This window comes from Dyella sp., assembly GCF_035508675.1.
Classification (GTDB): Bacteria; Pseudomonadota; Gammaproteobacteria; order Xanthomonadales; family Rhodanobacteraceae; genus Dyella_B.
Genome location: NZ_DATJMN010000286.1, coordinates 1 through 16,162, shown reverse-complemented (window position 1 = coordinate 16,162; position 16,162 = coordinate 1). Strand labels below are relative to the sequence as shown.

The window sequence follows — 16,162 nt, the reverse complement described above, 5'->3', positions numbered from 1 at the left end:
TGGCCGGCGCGGTCTGGTTCTTGATCGCGGCGTTTTCCGCCGGCAGGCCGAATGCGTCCCAACCCATCGGCTGCAGCACGTTCTTGCCGGTCATGCGCTGGTAGCGGCTGATGACATCCGCGATGGTGTAGTTGCGCACGTGCCCCATGTGCAGTGCACCGGAGGGGTACGGCAGCATGGCCAGGCAGTAGAACTTCGAGCGGGACGGGTCTTCCTTCACCTCGTACGCGCGCTGCGCGGTCCAATACTGCTGGGCGGCGGATTCCACCGCCTGCGGGTTGTAATCGTTGGGGGAACCCTGGTCTTGATTGTCCTGCATGATCCGGCGCCGTTGATGCGTATTCGGTAGCGCAAGCGTCCATCGCCATGCGCTGCGTGGGACCCGGCAGACTAGCAGAAATGGAGAGGTGCTTGGATCGCGGCAGGCACGCTCCCTCCCTTGCCTTGGCAGGGAGGGAGCAAGGTCACGGAGCCGGACAAGCCGATGGCACGCTACCCATCGCCATGGCCGGCGCCACACTGGCGATCTGCCCCGCCAGCGTCGCCAACGCCTGCTGGTGCCCTGCCACCAGTCCGGCATAACCCTGCCCTGCATTTTCGTTGATGCGGCTGCTGCAGGTGAGCACGGCTTGGCTGCCGAGTTCGCGAATGGTCCAGGTGGCGTCGATCAACGCATAGTTGCCGGGCGAGGAATCGAAGCGCCGCAGATCGACCTTGATGCGCAGCACCGGCTTGCCCTGCGTGGGCGCGGTGCCGCTGATGTCCTGCGCGCCGGTGCGCCGCGCAAGTTCCACCGCCAGGGCGCCGCGCACTTCATCGGCCAGCGGCGCGGCCCAGCGTTCGCCATTGAGCAGGGCGACGGCTTGGCCGCCTTGGCGCACCACCAATTGCGGCACGTCGTCCTGCGCCGGCACGCCCACCGGCATCAGCTCGAACTGGAAGCTTGCCGGCGCCACGGGCGACTCGGCTTGCCCGCTGTCCGGCGCGGGAATCAAGGTGTAGTAATGCACCGGCGCCGAGGCGCACGCCGCCAGCGCTGCCGCCCCCAGTGCCGCCATCACGTGTCGCATACGAATCATGGCTTGCTCCCTTGCTGCGGCTTGGTGGTCGGCGTGCCGGTGTCGGGCAGCGGTGCATCCTTGCCGCGTCCGCGGATCAACGAACTGGGCTGGGTGTTCAAGTAATCGGTCAATGCGCGCAACGAACGGGCCATGCGTTGCAGCTCCTGCAGGGTGCCGGTGAGGTTCTGCTGCAGCGGCGAATCGGCGGACAAGGCGCTATTGGCCGTACCCAGCGTCTGGCTCGCCGCGCTCAGCGTCTTGTTTGCGCCTTTGAGCGTTTCGTGGAAGGCGGGCAGCAGGTTGCCGTTGACTTGCTTGATGGTGCTATCCAGATCGGCCAGCGTATGGTTGAGGTTGTTGCCGATGGCGTCGAATGGGATCTTGCTGAGTTTGTCCACGATCTGCGCCATCTGTTCCTGCAGCTTGTCAAAGCTGCCGGGGATGGTGGGAATCTGCAGCGGACGCGCATTCGGGTTGTAGTCCGTGGCCTTGGGTGCATGCGGCACGATGTCCAGCGAGATGAACAGCTGGCCGGTCAGCAGGTTGCCTACCTTCGCCTGGGCACGCAGGCCCTGCGCCACCATGGTGGTGACGATCTGTGACTCGTCGCTGTCGCCGTGGGACTTGGCAATGGCCTCCAGCTTGGTATGCACGCGCCCCAGGCGATCGGGATAGATCAACGCGCCCACGTAGATCGGGAACTGGTTGGTTTTCTCCTCGTAATCCATGCGCACGGAGACCACCCGGCCGAAATTGATGCCGCGGAATTCCACCGGCGCATCCACCGCCAGGCCGCGCAGGGGCTGATCGAAGCGCATGACGATGTAGCGCGGCTCGCCATCCGGCGGGGCCATCGCGTTGGCTTCGGTATCGAACAAGGTGTAGCTGGTGTTCTCCGCAGCGGGCTTTTCGTCAGGATGCGGGCCGGGCGCATCGTTGAACGCCACGCCGCCGGCCAGCACCGTGGCCAACGACTGCGTATTGAGCTTCAAGCCATCCGCGCTCAGCGTCACATCCACGCCGCTGGCGTTCCAGAAACGCGATTCGGTGGTGACGAAGTTGTCGTACGGGCTGTCCACGAAGATTTGCAGCGTGACGCCCTTGCCATTGTCGTCCAGCTTGTAGGACGCCACCCGGCCGACCTGGATGCGCCGGTAATACACCGGCGAGCCGATATCCAGCGAACCCAGGTCGCCGGAGTGCAAGGTGAAGCTCTTGCCGCGCGAATCGTGCAGCACGGACGGCGGCGTCTCCAGCCCGACGAAGTCGGTCTGCGGCTGGCTGGATTTACCCACGTCCACGCCGATGAAGGAGCCGGACAACAGCGTATCGATACCCGACACGCCGCCCAAGCCGATGCGTGGGCGCACCACCCAGAAGCGCGAATCGGACACCGCGATATCCGACGCGCGCTTGTCCAGGTCCACCTTCACGATCACCTTGCTGTGATCCGGGCTGAGGCGGATGTTGGTGACCTTGCCGATCACCACGTCCTTGTATTTCACCACCGTCTTGCCCGATTCCAGGCCTTGCGCGGTCTGGAAGCTGATGGTGATGGCGGGGCCCTGTTCCCGCCAGGCATTGATGACCAGCGACAGGCCGATCAGCGCCGCCACCGCCGGCACCAGCCAGATCCACGAGGCGTTCACGCGACGGCGCTTGACCACCGGTTCGGGCAGGTTGGGGCCGCTCACGTTGGGCGTGTTCTGGTCAGTCATCTTCGTCCTTGCAATCCCATATCAGGCGGGGGTCGAAACTCTGCGAAGCCAGCATGGTAAGTACCACGGTGAGGCCGAAATACACCACCCCGGGCAACGGCGCCACCTCGCTGAAAAAGCCGAACTGCACCAGCGCCGTGAGCAAGGACACCACGAACACGTCCAGCATGGACCAGTAACCGATGAATTCCACCAGCCGGTACAGCATCGTCCGCTGCCGCCGCGCCCACGGCGTGCCGCGTTGCGCACTCAGCAGCAGCGTGGCCAGCACCAGGAATTTGAGCATGGGCACCACGATGCTGGCGGTAAACACGATCACGGCCAGGTCCGGCGAGCCCTTCACCCACAGCTCGACCACGCCGCTCAGGATGGTGTTGTCATCCACGTCGCCCAGGCTCACCGTGCGCATGATCGGCAGCACGTTGGCCGGGATATAGAAGATGAATGCGGCGATCAGCAGCGCCCAGGTGCGTGCGCAGCTGGAGGGCTTGCGCCGATGCAGGCTGCTGCCGCAGCGTGGGCAGGCCGGATCCTGCAGTTGGTTGTCCCTGCAAACCTGCCCGCACACGTGGCAGCCGATCAGCCCAAGCTCGTGCGCACGCGGCAGTGCGCTCATGCCGGCCGCTCCGGAATCTTGTCCCACAGCTGGCGCAGATCGATACCCGAGAAAACAGTGATCAGCAGCGCCAGCCCCGCGTACGCGAACGCACCGATATTGGGCGTGACGTCGAAGTACAGCTGCGCCTTGACGATAGACACCAGCACGCCAAGCACGAACACCTCGCTCATCGTCCACGGTGCGATGTAATGCAGCACCACCATCAGCGGCACGAAACCCGGCGCGCGCCGCCCCTTGCGGCCGTAGACCAGCAGCCATCCAAGCAGCAGCATCTTGCACAACGGGAAGAAAAACAGCGTGCATGCCGCCAGCACCGACACCACCTGTGAGTGATCCTTCCACATCATGATGATGATGCCCCACAGCGTGGCATGGATCTGTGTACCGTTGAGCCCCAGCGTGATGATCGGCCACACGTTCGCCTGCACGAACACCACCATCACGGTGATCACCAGTGCAAACATCGCATCCAGACCGATGCGCTGGTGGCGCTCCAGCACTGCATGGCAGCGCGCGCAACGCGCCACCTCGCCACGTGCCAGCGGCCGGCGCCGATAGACCGTATCGCAGTGCTCGCAGATCAGCAGATCCGACGTCATCGCCTGCTGCGCGTGTTCCATGCTGGCTGGGGGCGTGGTGCTCATAACCTGTGATTCTCGCAAATCCGGGGCAAATGCGCCCGTACCTGGAATGCTCTGATTTAATCCATCACAGGCCGCGCTGAATTAATCAGAGCATCCCTTGATATGCTGCGCACCGCCCCGACTTGCTCGGATTAGTCCCTTTGGAGCCCACTGTGAACGCCGCCGTCTCCCCGCACATCTTCGACGTCGATCAGGCCAACTTCGAAACCGAGGTGCTGCAGGCCTCGCTCACGACGCCCGTGCTGGTGGATTTCTGGGCCGAATGGTGCGGCCCCTGCAAGTCATTGGGTCCCATGCTGGAAAAGCTCGCCGTCGAATACAACGGCGCCTTCCGCCTGGGCAAGGTCGACGTCGACAAGAACCAGGAACTAGCCGGCATCTTCGGCATTCGCAGCATTCCCACGGTCATCCTGGTGAAGGACGGCCAGATCCTCGACGGCTTCGCCGGTGCCTTGCCCGAAGGCCAGCTGCGCCAGTTCCTGTCACAACATGTGCAGCCGCTGGAAGGCGACGCCGAAGACGAGGAACCGGAAGACCTCGCCCCCGAATCGCCGGAACAGGCCATCAACCGCCTCCAGCAAGACATCGCCACCAACCCCAACCGGCCCGAACTCAAGCTCGACCTGGCCATTGCCCTGGCCCAAGCCGGCCACGCCTCCGCCGCCGAATCCGAACTCAATGCCCTGCCCGCCAACCTCGCCACCGATTCGCGCGCCGTCCGCCTGCGCAGCCAGCTCGACCTGGCCCGCTCGCTGGAAGGCACGCCGTCGATGGAAGAGTTACAGCAGCGTGTCCATGCCAATCCGCAGGATTGGGAGGCGCATGATCTGCTTGGCGTGCGTTTGTTGCTAGGCAATGACCCCGCTACCGGTCTCGAGCATTGGCTGCTGATGCTGGGGAAAGCACGCGATTGGAATGACGGCCAGGCGAAGAAGCGGCTACTCGCTGCGTTTAATACGCTGGATGATGCCGAGCTGGTAGGGCGTTATCGTCGGCGCATGGCCTCGTTGCTGTTCTAAACGCCACCAGGCAAAACATACGCACAAGCATGGTAGATTCCGGGCTCCATTTTTGGGAGCCTCCATGCGCGCATCCACGTTCCGCCGCTTGCTGAACCTATGGCCGCCCTTCCTGTTCACTGGCATTCGCCTGCTGAGCCTGGATGAGGATTACACCGAGGCCAAGGTGGTGTTGCGGTTGCGGCCGTGGAATCGGAATTACGTACGCACGCAATTTGGCGGCAGCTTGTTCGCGATGGCCGATCCATTCTGGATGCTGCTGGTGCTGCATCACCTGGGTACGGATCACTTCGTATGGGACAAGGCGGGAACCATCGATTTCGTGGCGCCGGGCCGCGAGGATGTCTATGCGCACTTCAAGCTCGAACCCAGCGTGCTGGATGAATTGCGCGCCGCCGCCGCGAATGGCGAAAAGGTACTGCGCTGGTTTGATGTATCGATCAAGACGGCGGCCGGCGACGTCATCGCAGTCGTTCGCAAGCAGCTTTATGTGCGGTTGAAGCCGCGGCATCGCTGAGCACGTCATTGCCGGTCCGCGAGCCGTCGTAGGTTGGGGTTCGCCCCGGACTTGATCCGGGGCGAACCCTAATGACACTAACTTAAGCGTGTCTCTCGATGCTTGTAGTGATGTACCCCCTCCCCTGCGAAGTAGGGGAGGGGTGGGGTGGGGTGCGAGCGCAGCGAGCGATAAGAGCCCGACGTTGCCACATGGCTTGCTGTTATCAGAAACCATAGCGCCATTCGGCTGCACGCCAAAGGACAAGCAACCCCACCCCAGCCCTCCCCTACTGTCGCAGGGGAGGGGGCAAATCGCGGCAAGCTATGGAGCAATGACGCTTAAGTTAGTGGCATTAAGGCTAACCCAACATCGCCATCCTCACGTCGACCCTCTTCGCCAACGCCTTCAGGCCATGCTATTCCTGCCTGAACTGCGCAACCTGCTCCAGCATGGCTTCCGCCCTTTGCACGCTCTTGCCGGCGAAATTGTTTTCAAGCCAACGCCTATATCCGATGCGGCGGGCGATCCAGTAGACGATAAGCACCAGCACAAGCGAAACACCTCCGCAGAGCACCAGATTGGGCAACAACCATGGCGCCTCACGAAGCAGATCAAACGTTTCCGAAGCATGATCGGCGCTCTCCTGGATGTTCATCAACACCACTGGAATCCAGGCAAGCGAGCCGATCACCGCAAAGATGGGCCCCTCGAACTTCACCCGCCACGCACGTAACGCTGCCAGCCGTTGCTGAATATCAACAATAGGCGCTGCGTAATCGATTTGCTGAATCAAGTGCAGATTTCGCGCAGCCGCCAGCAGCATCGACATACCGAACAGTTGCACCAATATGCCCACGACCACCCAATGCAGCACATCGGTTCGCGCAACCCAGAACGCCATGCCCCACAACATGAAGACGACACCGAACGCGAACTGGAGCCACTGCCCTACCACCAGGGGACGCAAGCCGTGGAGCACCTTGTCGAGGCGACTTTCCACGAACAACCGGGTGTTCAGTGCCTGCTGCCTCGCCAACTGTTGATTCAAGTCCTGCCAGGCGGCTTTCATTTCTTCCAGTTCCATCGTCACGCTCCCGCAGGCATGGCGCCTGTCATCTGTTGGCGAAGTTTCTGTTTGATACGACTGATCTTGGTGGCTACGTTGGTTTCGCTGATGCCGAGAATCTCGGCGATTTCGCCGTAACCGCGATCCTCCAGGTACAGCAGGATCAACGCGCGGTTAAGCGGATCGAGCAGATCGATAAAGCGATGCAGCACTTCCACGCGCTCATCCGGCTCGACGATGCCGACCGTACCCACGGCATCGAGCTGCTGCTGGTCGAGCGTCTCGAACCGTTCGTCCTGCCGCGGCGGCCGGCGCATCTGAGAAATGGCGATATTGAGCGCCACCCGATACATCCAGGTCGAGAACCGCGCCCGCTTCTCGTCAAAGCGGGGGAACGAACGCCACAACTGCACGCAGATTTCCTGCGTCAGGTCGCGGCGATCTTCCGGATGGCGCGCATACACCGACACCACCTTAAACACGATGCGCTGATGCTCCCGCAGCAACGTTTCGAATGCCCGCTGTTGTTCCCGTCCGCGCATGCCCCGCTCCCATGACTTGTCCTGTTATTCGCAACGTGCGCAAAAAAATCACAGCCGGCCATGCCACTGCATACAATAGGTGCGCCCTCTCCCATCCCGAGCTGCCTCATGCCCCCGCTGCGCCTCAAACGCTATCTCATCACCGGCCTGCTCACCTTCATGCCGCTATGGGTCACCTGGCTGGTGTTCAAGTTCATCGTGGGCTTTCTGGCCAATCTCGGTGCACCACTGGTGGCGGCGTTCGTGGGTGCGTTGGGCTGGGTATCGCCGCAGGCGGCCGATCAGCTCAGCCACGGCTGGATGACCTACGTGCTGGCGCTAGTGCTTACCCTGGTCACCTTGTATCTGCTTGGCTTTCTCGCCAACCGCATGATCGGCCAGCGACTGCTGCACGCGTTCGATAGCCTGCTGCAGCGCATTCCGCTGGTGCAGACCATCTACGGCGGCACCAAGAAATTGATGACCGTATTGCAGAACAAACCCAGCGGCGCGCAGCGGGTGGTGCTGGTGGATTTTCCGCGCAAGGGCATGAAGGTGGTCGGCTTTGTGACGCGGGTGATGCACGAGGAAGGCACCGGCCGCGAGATGGCCGCGGTGTACATTCCGACCACACCCAATCCCACCGGCGGCTACCTGGAAGTGGTGCCGCTCGACGAGTTGACGCCTACCGACTGGACCATGGACCAGGCCATGGCCTTCATCATTTCCGGTGGCGCGGTGGCGCCCGATACCTTGCCGGCAGCGCCGGCCGTATTGTCGACCGAGAGCCACTCATGATCATGCGTCGCGCGTGGCTGGCTTTTTTATTGGCCGTGACCGTCATGGGTGCCCGCGCCGCCCCGGCGGGCCCATGGATAACGCCTGCCGAAGCCGCGCAATTCCGCACCACGCCCAGCTATGCGCAAACGCTTGCCTATCTGCAACGTCTGCAGCAGGCCGCACCGAACAAGATCAAACTGGAAACGTTTGGCATCACGCCGCAAGGCCGCCCCATGACGGTGGTGATTGCGAGCGGCGATGGCAGGTTTAGCCCGGATGCCGCCCGTGCTGCGCATAAAGCTGTGGTGCTGGTGCAAGCCGGCATCCATCCCGGCGAGATCGAAGGCAAGGATGCCGGCCTGATGCTGTTGCGCGACATCGCCGTGTCCGGCCGCTATGCGCATCTGCTCGATCACCTGGTGCTGGTCTATATCCCGGTCTACAGCGTGGATGGGCACGAACACAGCTCGCCGTACAACCGCATCAACCAGAACGGCCCGGAAAGCATGGGTTTTCGCAGCCAGGCGCAGTACCTCAATCTCAACCGCGACTACATCAAGGCCGACGCGCCGGAAACACTGGCGTGGCTGAAGCTATGGCAGGCCTGGCTGCCGGATTTCCTGATCGACGTCCACACCACCGACGGTGCGGATTACCAGTATGACCTTACCTGGTACACCGAGGACCCGCACAAGCTCGATCCGCTGATCGCCGCATGGCAGCGCACGCTGATGGAACAGGCCATCCCGGCCTATGAAAAGCTTGGCCACCTGGCCTCGATCTATCTGGAATTCAAGGATGGCCGCGATCCGCGCAAAGGTATCGAGAACTTCGGTTCCGGACCGCGTTTCTCGACCGGTTATGCAGCCTTGCAGAATCGCCCAGGGCTGTTGATCGAAACACATATGCTGAAATCCTACGCGGTACGTGTGCACGCGGTTTACGATCTGCTGCGCGTGGTGCTGGACGACATCAACCGCAACCCTTCGGCCCTGCTGGCGGCCACCCGCCAGGCCGATGCCGACACCATCGCTCGCGCCGGCGATGCGCACGCGCACGTGCCGTTGACGTTCAAGCTCGACCCCACGCCAACGCCGTTCGAGTTGAAAGGCTATGCCTTTACGCAAACGCATAGCGATATCTCCCACGACACCTGGATTCAGTACGACCCGAACAAACCGGTCACCTACCGCATCGACAACTGGAATGGCTTGCTGCCGGACGTATCGGTCACGCCGCCCGTTGCTTACGTCGTGCCGGGCGAATGGAAAACCATCATCGACAAACTGGACGCACACGGCATTGCCTACCGGCGCATCGGCCATCCGATGAAAGAGGTGGCTGCCACCGCCTATCAGCTCGATCAGCCCACGTGGGCCGCGCAGCCGTTTGAAGGGCATCTGATGCTGCAAAGCTTTACACTGCACGCACACCCGGTGGAAGTCACGCTACCGGCCGGCTCGGTCATCGTGCCGATGAACCAGCGCGCCGCGAACGTCGCCATGCAGTTGCTGGAGCCGCAAGCGCCCGATTCGCTGCTGCATTGGGGTTATCTGGATGCGATCTTCGAAGCCAAGGAATTCGGCGAGCCGCGTGTGCTGGAAAAACTGGCGCGCGACATGCTGGCGAAGGATCCGAAGCTGAAGGCGGAGTTCGCGCAAAAGCTGCACGACGATCCGGCGTTTGCAGCCGATAGCCGAGCGCGCTTGAACTTCTTCTTCATGCGATCGCCGTGGTACATGGTGCAGCAAGTGGGCGCTTATCCGGTGTTGCGGGTGGATGCGGCGCAGTTGGCGAACATCGCCACCAAATAGAAGCCATCCCAGCCTACGCAGGCACCACCTCGAACGGCCTCATCATTTCGTTCGCCTCGTGCTCCAGTAGATGGCAATGCCAGGCATAACGGCCGACATAACCATCGAAGCGCACGATGATCCGCGTGATCATCCCCGGCCACGCCTGTACCACATCCTTCCAGCCTGCTTCACCCGCTGATGGCGATTGCGCCGGGCCGGTGTAGCGCACCGTCCGCGAATCCATCCACGCGCCCGCGTCGAACGGCCGCCGATCCAGAATCTGGAAGCGCACCAGATGCAAATGGATGGGATGCGAATCATCGGTCAGGTTGACCAGGCTCCAGATTTCCGTGCTGCCCAGCACCGGTTTTTCCGTGACCGGCTCGTGCCAGCGTTTGCCATCCAGCAGCATCAGCATCGGCTCGGCCACGCAGTCTTGATACGCATCGAGCGTAAGCAGGCGTTCGCGCACCGCCACCGATTCGCGCATGCGCGGCACATCGCGCAGCACCGCAGGCAGCTTGCTCTTGTCCTGCACCCGGCCATCGCCCACGCGAATTTGCATAATCGGCAACGCATCGTTGAACAGCTCGATCTGCTGCCCGGCCAGCGGTGCGAAGTCGACGACAAGATCGGCGCGTTCGCCCGGCGCGATGAACAGGTTGCGCTGCGTCACCGGCGCAGCCAGCAAGCCCTGGTCGCTGCCGATCTGCAGAAACGGCCGCCCATCGCGCAGCTTGAGGTTGAAGAAGCGCGCATTGGCCGCGTTTAGCACGCGAAAACGATAGCGGCGCGGCTGCACGTCGAGATACGGCAATAACGCGCCATTGACCAGCATGGCGTTGCCGAATACTTCCGGCACCCATGGCGCCTGGCTATTGCCGGATACTGGGTAGTAAAGCTGCGCGTCGGCGGTGAGCAAGCGATCGCTCAAGACCAGCGGAACTTCCTGTTCGCCGTGCGGCAAGCCGAGCGATTGCTCGTGCTCGTCTCGCAACAGGTAATGGCCGAACATCCCGGCGTAGATGTTCAGGCGGTTGATGCCCATCGCATGGTCGTGATACCAGAGCGCCGCGGCATCCTGCCGGTTGGGGTAAGTGTGCAAGCGGCCTTGGCCAGGTACGTACCAATCCTCCGGATAGCCATCGCTCGCGGTAGGCACGCGCGCGCCGTGCACGTGCACGATGGCGCGCACTTCGGGCTGGCTTGCTTCGGCGCCGTGGATGCGATGGTCGATCGGCAGGAAGTGTTTGCCCGGCAACGCGTTGCGCCAGTCGATGCGCACGCTCTTGCCGCTTTGCGCTTCAATGGTGGGGCCCGGCATGCAACCGCCGTACGTCCACACGCGCGTGGGCGGCAGGTCGCGGTGCAGACGCTGCTCGGTTTCGCGCATATCGATGCGCAGCGCTTGATGGCCTGCGCGCAACACCGGTGGCCGCGGCAGCGGATCGACAAACGGCGTCAATTGGCCCGGATCGAGCAGAGGCGGTAGCGCGTGGTCGTCGTCGGCTACCAGGTGTTTGCACAGCGTACTGCCGCCCATCCGTGGCATGGGTTTCATGTCATGCGCAGGCAAACGCCACGGCCACATGCTTGCGCCCAGCCCCAAGGCGGACCATTGCAGGAACTGGCGGCGGGAAGAGGGCATGAGAACAGTTCCTGGCTAAGCTTGACGTCGCATCCTCGTACTCCCATGGACGTCGTTTCCGCGAAAGCGGAATGATGTCCATCGGAATGACATGTTGATCAGCTCAGCGCAATGCCTCAACCATTTCACCCGTCTGCTCATCCAGAATCAGGCGCCGCTTAGCGCTGTTGCCCTGGTTGAAATCGAACATTGTCTGGATGCTGCCGGCCAGCGCATCGAACGAACCGCCACCCACACGCTGCCCGTTCAACCAGTTATCCTCGATAAAACGCAGGATCGACGTCTGGTCGGTCAGCGCATGATCGACGAAGTTGCTGCGCGCCCACGGCGACACCACCAGCAAGGGCAAACGCGGACCGTAACCGCAGCGGCCTTGCACCGGCCGGTTGGTGTCCACGCCAGGAAGCGTGCCGCGGCCATTGCACACCCCTGGCGCATTGAGTGCATCCAGGCTGCTGTGCGAAGCATTGACCTGCGGCGCAGCCTGGTGGTCGTACCAGCCGTCGGAGTCGTCATAGGCGATCACCACCGCGGTATCGCGCCATTCCGGACGCTGCTGCAGAACATTCAGCACGTGCACGAGGAACTGCTGTTCGTCCAGCGGATCAGAATAACCCGCATGACCGTCTTGATAGCCCGGCGCCTTGAGAAAGCTTACTGCCGGCATGTTGCCCGCTTTAACTGCAGCGTAGAAATCGTTGATGTCGTATTGGTGATTGGCCGCATCGCCGTTGTGGCCGATCATCGCGACCGAGCTGGGTCGCCGATGGGTCGGGTTGGCGGTGCTGGCGTAGTACTGGAACGGCTGGTGATGCGGAATGTAGTCGGCCTTCAACACATGCGTGACCGCCGACTGCGTGCTGCGCTTGCAACCCGTGCTGCCGTTCGCATTCACCGCGGTGCGATCAAAGCCGCCCTCGAAAAAGCCCCAGGTAATGCCGTTGGCGCTCAGCAGATCGCCGATGTTCTTGCCGCTCAGGCGCACACGCGCACCGCTGGAGTCGGAGCAGACATCGTCGATCGGATCGGGGTCGCCAACCAGCGTATAACCGCCCTGGCCATCGGCCACCACGTCACCGGCGGCGGCCAATTGTTCGCTCACGCCATGGGTCTGCCCGGCAATCAGATTGATCGCACCCGGCGTGGAGGGCCCGAAGGTGGTGCCATAGCTGTTGTCGCTCATCGCGAAGTGCTGCGCGTAGTTCCATAGCGCCGTGACGGTGTTGCCGTCGTAGTAGCCCATGACCTGGCCACTGCCGTTCTGTTCGAGCGTGCCGCCCGGCAAGGTCTCGCCCGTGCCGGTGTACTTCGGGAAAAGATCCATGGCGCCGTGGTTGAACGCCTGCTGCTCCGGTTGGTAGTCGTGATCCTGGTCGGCCGTGGCGGCCTGTGCACGCGACAGGCGGAAGGGATTGATCGCACCCTTGCCGTTGGCGGCGTTGCGCGCGTTGGGATTGTCGCTGAGCAGTGCTTGGGTAAGCCCATTGACCTTCGGCGTGTCCGGTTTCGGCTGGAACCGCGGCTCACCCGGCGCGTTCGCGGCATGCGGATAGGTGCCGAAATAGTGATCGAAGGAGACGTTCTCTTGGTAGATCACGACCAGGTGCTTGATCGGCGTGGCGGTGGCAGCGCGCTTATGCCCATGCGGCGAAAGGGCATCGGCCATGTCATCCGGAGCGGACAAGGCAACGGCCGACAAGACAGCCAGCGAACAAGTGGCAAGGCAAACGGCAAGACGAAAACGCAAGGTCGGCTCCAGTGGTGATCGATAGGCACGCTCCGCTCAGCGCGACGCACGGGACCTTAGGCAAGGGCGATGACAGCCGCATAACAAGCATGCGACGACACGCGGCTGCTGTTGAACCCACGTAGGTGCAGCTAACAGTCTGCATTCGGCATTGCCGCACAAACGACAAAACCCTAGCCCTACCCCACCCCTGACCTTTGACACTGGGTACACCATGACCTATGGCCTAGCGTGGAGGGTCATGGCCGCGAATGGGCAGTGCTGCAGGAACGGCCAGCCAGCTCACGGAGCGCCTGCGGGCGAATCATCGACACCTTCAGAGGGATATACATGACCATCAAGCATTTGAAGCCACTGTTATTGGCCGCCAGCGTCGCCTTCGCCCTGGCCGCCTGCGGCAAGCAGGAACAAGCACAGGCACCCGCCCCGGCTCCTGCCTCCACCGCGCCGGCCGCGGCATCCACCACCGCCAGCGCCGCCAAGCCGGCCAGCGTGTTCGATGCCAGCGAGCTGGATACCGCCATCAACGCGTGCCAGGACTTCAACGGCTTCGTCAACGCCAAGTGGATCGCCGCCAATCCGATTCCGCAGGACCGCACCCGCTGGGGTGCCTTCGACGCGCTGGCCGAAAAGAGCCTGAACACGCAGCACGACATCGTCGACGCAGCGGCCAAGAACGCCGCACAGGCCAACCCCGGTTCGATCGAGCAGAAGATCGGCTACCTGTACCAGGCCGGCATGGACCAGGACACCGTCAACAAGCTCGGCTATGACCCGCTCAAGCCGCAGCTGGCGCAGATCGACGCGCTGAAGAAGCCGTCCGACGTTGCCAAATACATTACCGACCGCTTTGCGCAGGGCGACCAGCAGGTGTTCGCGTTCGGCTCCGGCGCCGACTTCAAGGACGCCAAGATCCAGATCGGCTACGCCAATCAGGATGGTCTCGGCCTGCCGACGCGCGACTATTACACCGACAAGAAGTACGCCGACATCCGCGACGCCTACAAGGGCTACATCGCCAAATCGCTGGAGCTGACCGGCGTGTCCGAAGCCGACGCCAAGAAGCAGGCCGATGACGTGCTGGCGTTCGAGACCAAGCTCGCGCAAGCCTCGCTCTCGCCCACCGAAATGCGCGACCTGGACAACCAGTATCACTTCGTCAGCGTGGCCGAAGCGGACAAAGTCACCCCGCATTTCAACTGGGGCGATTTCTTCAAGGCCCAGGGCGTGACCATCGACAAGGGCTTCTCGCTGTCGCAGCCGAAGTTCTTCGCCGAGTTCGACAAGCTGCTGGCCACCGCGCCGATCTCGCAATGGCAGGCATACCTGCGTTTCCATGCCATCAGCGAGGCATCGCCCTACCTCAGCACCGCCTTCCAGGACAACCGCTTCGACTTCTACGGCAAAACGCTCTCCGGCCAGCCGGAGCAGAAGCCGCTGTGGAAACGCGTGCTAGGTGCCGTGAATGCCTCCATGGGCCAAGCACTGGGCCAGTTGTACGTGTCCAAGGAATTCACGCCGGAAGCCAAGCAGCGCGCTGAGGAACTGGTCACCAACGTGCGCGACGCGCTGAAGGATCGCATCCAGCACGTGGATTGGATGAGCGATGCGACCAAGCAGAAGGCATTGGAAAAGTGGGGCAAATTCCTGCCCAAGATCGGCTACCCGGACCACTGGCGTAGCTGGGACGGCCTGGACATCAAGCAAGGCGATTACTACGGCGACGTGATGGCCGCCGCCAAGTTCAATTACCAATGGGATATCGGCCACATCGGCAAGCCCACCGACCGCACCGAGTGGGGCATGACGCCGCAAACGGTCAACGCCTACTACGACCCCAGCACCAACACCATCAACTTCCCGGCCGCCATCCTGCAGCCGCCGTTCTTCTATCCCAACGGCGACGACGCGATCAACTACGGCGGCATCGGCGCGGTGATCGGCCATGAATCCAGCCATGGCTTCGACGACCAGGGCCGCCAGTTCGACGGCGACGGCAACAAGGCCGACTGGTGGACGGCGCAGGACAAGGCGCAATTCAAGGCGCGCACCGGCAAGCTGGTCGACCAGTTCAACGCCTACGCACCGCTCAAGGACAAGCCGGACCTGCACGTCAATGGCCAGCTGACCCTGGGCGAAAACATCGCCGACCTGGGCGGCCTGAACGTGGCGTACGACGCGCTGCAGGACGCGCTGAAGAAGAACCCCGCCGAAGCGCAGGAAAAGATCGACGGCTACACGCAGGACCAGCGCTTCTTCCTGAGCTGGGCGCGCGTATGGCGCAACAACACGCGCGAGAAGCAGGCCGAGCTGTACCTCAACATCGACCCGCACGCGCCCGCTTCGCTGCGCGCCATCGGTGCGCCGTCCAACATGCCGGCGTTTGCCCAAGCGTTCCAGTGCAAGCCTGGCGATGCGATGGTCCGCGACGGCGACAAGCAGGTGAAGATCTGGTAAGCCGCACGATCTTCGGATCGGAAACCAAAGCCCTGCATGCAAATGCAGGGCTTTTTTCTTATCGCAAGCCACCTGGGCTGGGATGAAATCCCGGCATCGCCATGCCTGCCGCCATCATTACTGCCACATATGGCTGCCGGTGCCCAGCCAATTCTCATCGCCTAACTTCTCCAACACCTCGTCAAGCTTTGCGTTGATCGCTTCAAAGATGAAATACAGCTCGGCGCGGCCGATAGTCATCACGCCGTTGCCGTTCTCGGCGTTGTCCTCGTTATAGGTGATGTGCGCCATCAGGGTCAGCATGTCTTGCAGGTGTTTCAGGCTTTCGTAGCCGTCGCTGGACAATAGATACAGTTGCGGTCCGCAGGGGCCGCCTTGCATGTCTTTCATGGTGTTTCTCCACACGCTTAGGTCACGCCGCGTGTTGCGCGCGGCGTGAAGGGCTTTCAGGAAAAATCCTGCTCGCTACATCGGAATCAGCTGCTTCCGTTTTGACGAATGCCCAGTTTGGCTCGACGCGGCGCAGTGTGCGCGGCGGTGAAGTAGGAAAAATGCACCGGGGTGGGAGCACGAAGGCGTGCGGGTGC

15 protein-coding genes are annotated in these 16,162 nt (G+C 62.3%); 5 read left to right on the top strand and 10 right to left on the bottom strand.

Annotated elements, in window-relative coordinates; all coding sequences use genetic code 11:
- From VMA74_RS15185 to VMA74_RS15165, 5 genes are all read right to left on the bottom strand, one after another.
- The coding region (locus VMA74_RS15185) for a class I tRNA ligase family protein (RefSeq protein ID WP_325368421.1) at window positions 1-319 on the bottom strand (319 nt) is incomplete at its 3' end.
- 145 nt (window positions 320-464) lie between these two features.
- Window positions 465-1,079: a PqiC family protein gene (locus tag VMA74_RS15180; protein WP_325368419.1), complete on the bottom strand. Its 615-nt coding sequence runs from the start codon at window positions 1,077-1,079 to the stop codon at window positions 465-467.
- Window positions 1,076-2,779: an intermembrane transport protein PqiB gene (locus tag VMA74_RS15175; protein ID WP_325368417.1), complete on the bottom strand. Its 1,704-nt coding sequence runs from the start codon at window positions 2,777-2,779 to the stop codon at window positions 1,076-1,078. The genes VMA74_RS15180 and VMA74_RS15175 overlap by 4 nt, the downstream gene beginning before the upstream one ends.
- Window positions 2,772-3,395 (bottom strand): paraquat-inducible protein A, encoded by a 624-nt coding sequence (locus VMA74_RS15170; protein ID WP_325368415.1) that lies wholly within the window; start codon window positions 3,393-3,395, stop codon window positions 2,772-2,774. The genes VMA74_RS15175 and VMA74_RS15170 overlap by 8 nt, the downstream gene beginning before the upstream one ends.
- Window positions 3,392-4,042: a paraquat-inducible protein A gene (locus tag VMA74_RS15165; RefSeq protein WP_325368413.1), complete on the bottom strand. Its 651-nt coding sequence runs from the start codon at window positions 4,040-4,042 to the stop codon at window positions 3,392-3,394. The genes VMA74_RS15170 and VMA74_RS15165 overlap by 4 nt, the downstream gene beginning before the upstream one ends.
- 152 nt (window positions 4,043-4,194) lie before the next feature.
- On the opposite strand from VMA74_RS15165, the gene trxA reads away from it, so the two are divergent.
- Together trxA and VMA74_RS15155 are read left to right on the top strand one after the other, a co-directional pair.
- Window positions 4,195-5,061, top strand: a complete 867-nt coding sequence (gene trxA, locus VMA74_RS15160) for a thioredoxin (protein ID WP_325368411.1) — start codon at window positions 4,195-4,197, stop codon at window positions 5,059-5,061.
- 64 nt (window positions 5,062-5,125) lie between these two features.
- On the top strand, window positions 5,126-5,578 hold the full coding sequence (locus tag VMA74_RS15155) for a DUF4442 domain-containing protein (protein WP_325368409.1): 453 nt from the start codon (window positions 5,126-5,128) through the stop codon (window positions 5,576-5,578).
- Between the two features lie 397 nt (window positions 5,579-5,975).
- Here VMA74_RS15155 and VMA74_RS15150 read toward each other — a convergent pair whose 3' ends face one another.
- Complete coding sequence (locus VMA74_RS15150) at window positions 5,976-6,644, bottom strand: hypothetical protein (protein ID WP_325368407.1); 669 nt, start codon at window positions 6,642-6,644, stop codon at window positions 5,976-5,978.
- A gap of 2 nt (window positions 6,645-6,646) precedes the next feature.
- On the bottom strand, window positions 6,647-7,168 hold the full coding sequence (locus VMA74_RS15145) for a sigma-70 family RNA polymerase sigma factor (protein ID WP_325368405.1): 522 nt from the start codon (window positions 7,166-7,168) through the stop codon (window positions 6,647-6,649).
- A gap of 108 nt (window positions 7,169-7,276) precedes the next feature.
- Here VMA74_RS15145 and VMA74_RS15140 point away from each other — a divergent pair, with 108 nt between their 5' ends.
- Window positions 7,277-7,945 carry a DUF502 domain-containing protein gene (locus tag VMA74_RS15140; RefSeq protein WP_325368403.1) on the top strand — a complete coding sequence of 223 codons (669 nt, stop codon included), beginning with the start codon at window positions 7,277-7,279 and terminating at the stop codon, window positions 7,943-7,945.
- Between the two features lie 2 nt (window positions 7,946-7,947).
- Window positions 7,948-9,741, top strand: a complete 1,794-nt coding sequence (locus tag VMA74_RS15135; protein ID WP_325368423.1) for a M14 family metallopeptidase — start codon at window positions 7,948-7,950, stop codon at window positions 9,739-9,741.
- 13 nt (window positions 9,742-9,754) lie between these two features.
- Here the strand turns inward: VMA74_RS15135 and VMA74_RS15130 are convergent, their stop codons facing one another.
- Together VMA74_RS15130 and VMA74_RS15125 are read right to left on the bottom strand one after the other, a co-directional pair.
- Entirely contained in the window at window positions 9,755-11,371 is a 1,617-nt protein-coding gene (locus VMA74_RS15130; protein WP_325368401.1) for a multicopper oxidase, read from the bottom strand.
- A 103-nt stretch (window positions 11,372-11,474) separates the two neighbouring features.
- Window positions 11,475-13,118 (bottom strand): alkaline phosphatase family protein, encoded by a 1,644-nt coding sequence (locus VMA74_RS15125; RefSeq protein ID WP_325368400.1) that lies wholly within the window; start codon window positions 13,116-13,118, stop codon window positions 11,475-11,477.
- Between the two features lie 330 nt (window positions 13,119-13,448).
- On the opposite strand from VMA74_RS15125, the gene VMA74_RS15120 reads away from it, so the two are divergent.
- Complete coding sequence (locus VMA74_RS15120; RefSeq protein ID WP_325368398.1) at window positions 13,449-15,575, top strand: M13 family metallopeptidase; 2,127 nt, start codon at window positions 13,449-13,451, stop codon at window positions 15,573-15,575.
- 117 nt (window positions 15,576-15,692) lie between these two features.
- On the opposite strand, the gene VMA74_RS15115 is transcribed toward VMA74_RS15120, so the two are convergent.
- Window positions 15,693-15,965 (bottom strand): XAC0095 family protein, encoded by a 273-nt coding sequence (locus VMA74_RS15115; protein ID WP_325368396.1) that lies wholly within the window; start codon window positions 15,963-15,965, stop codon window positions 15,693-15,695.
- Window positions 15,966-16,162: the final 197 nt, after the last annotated feature.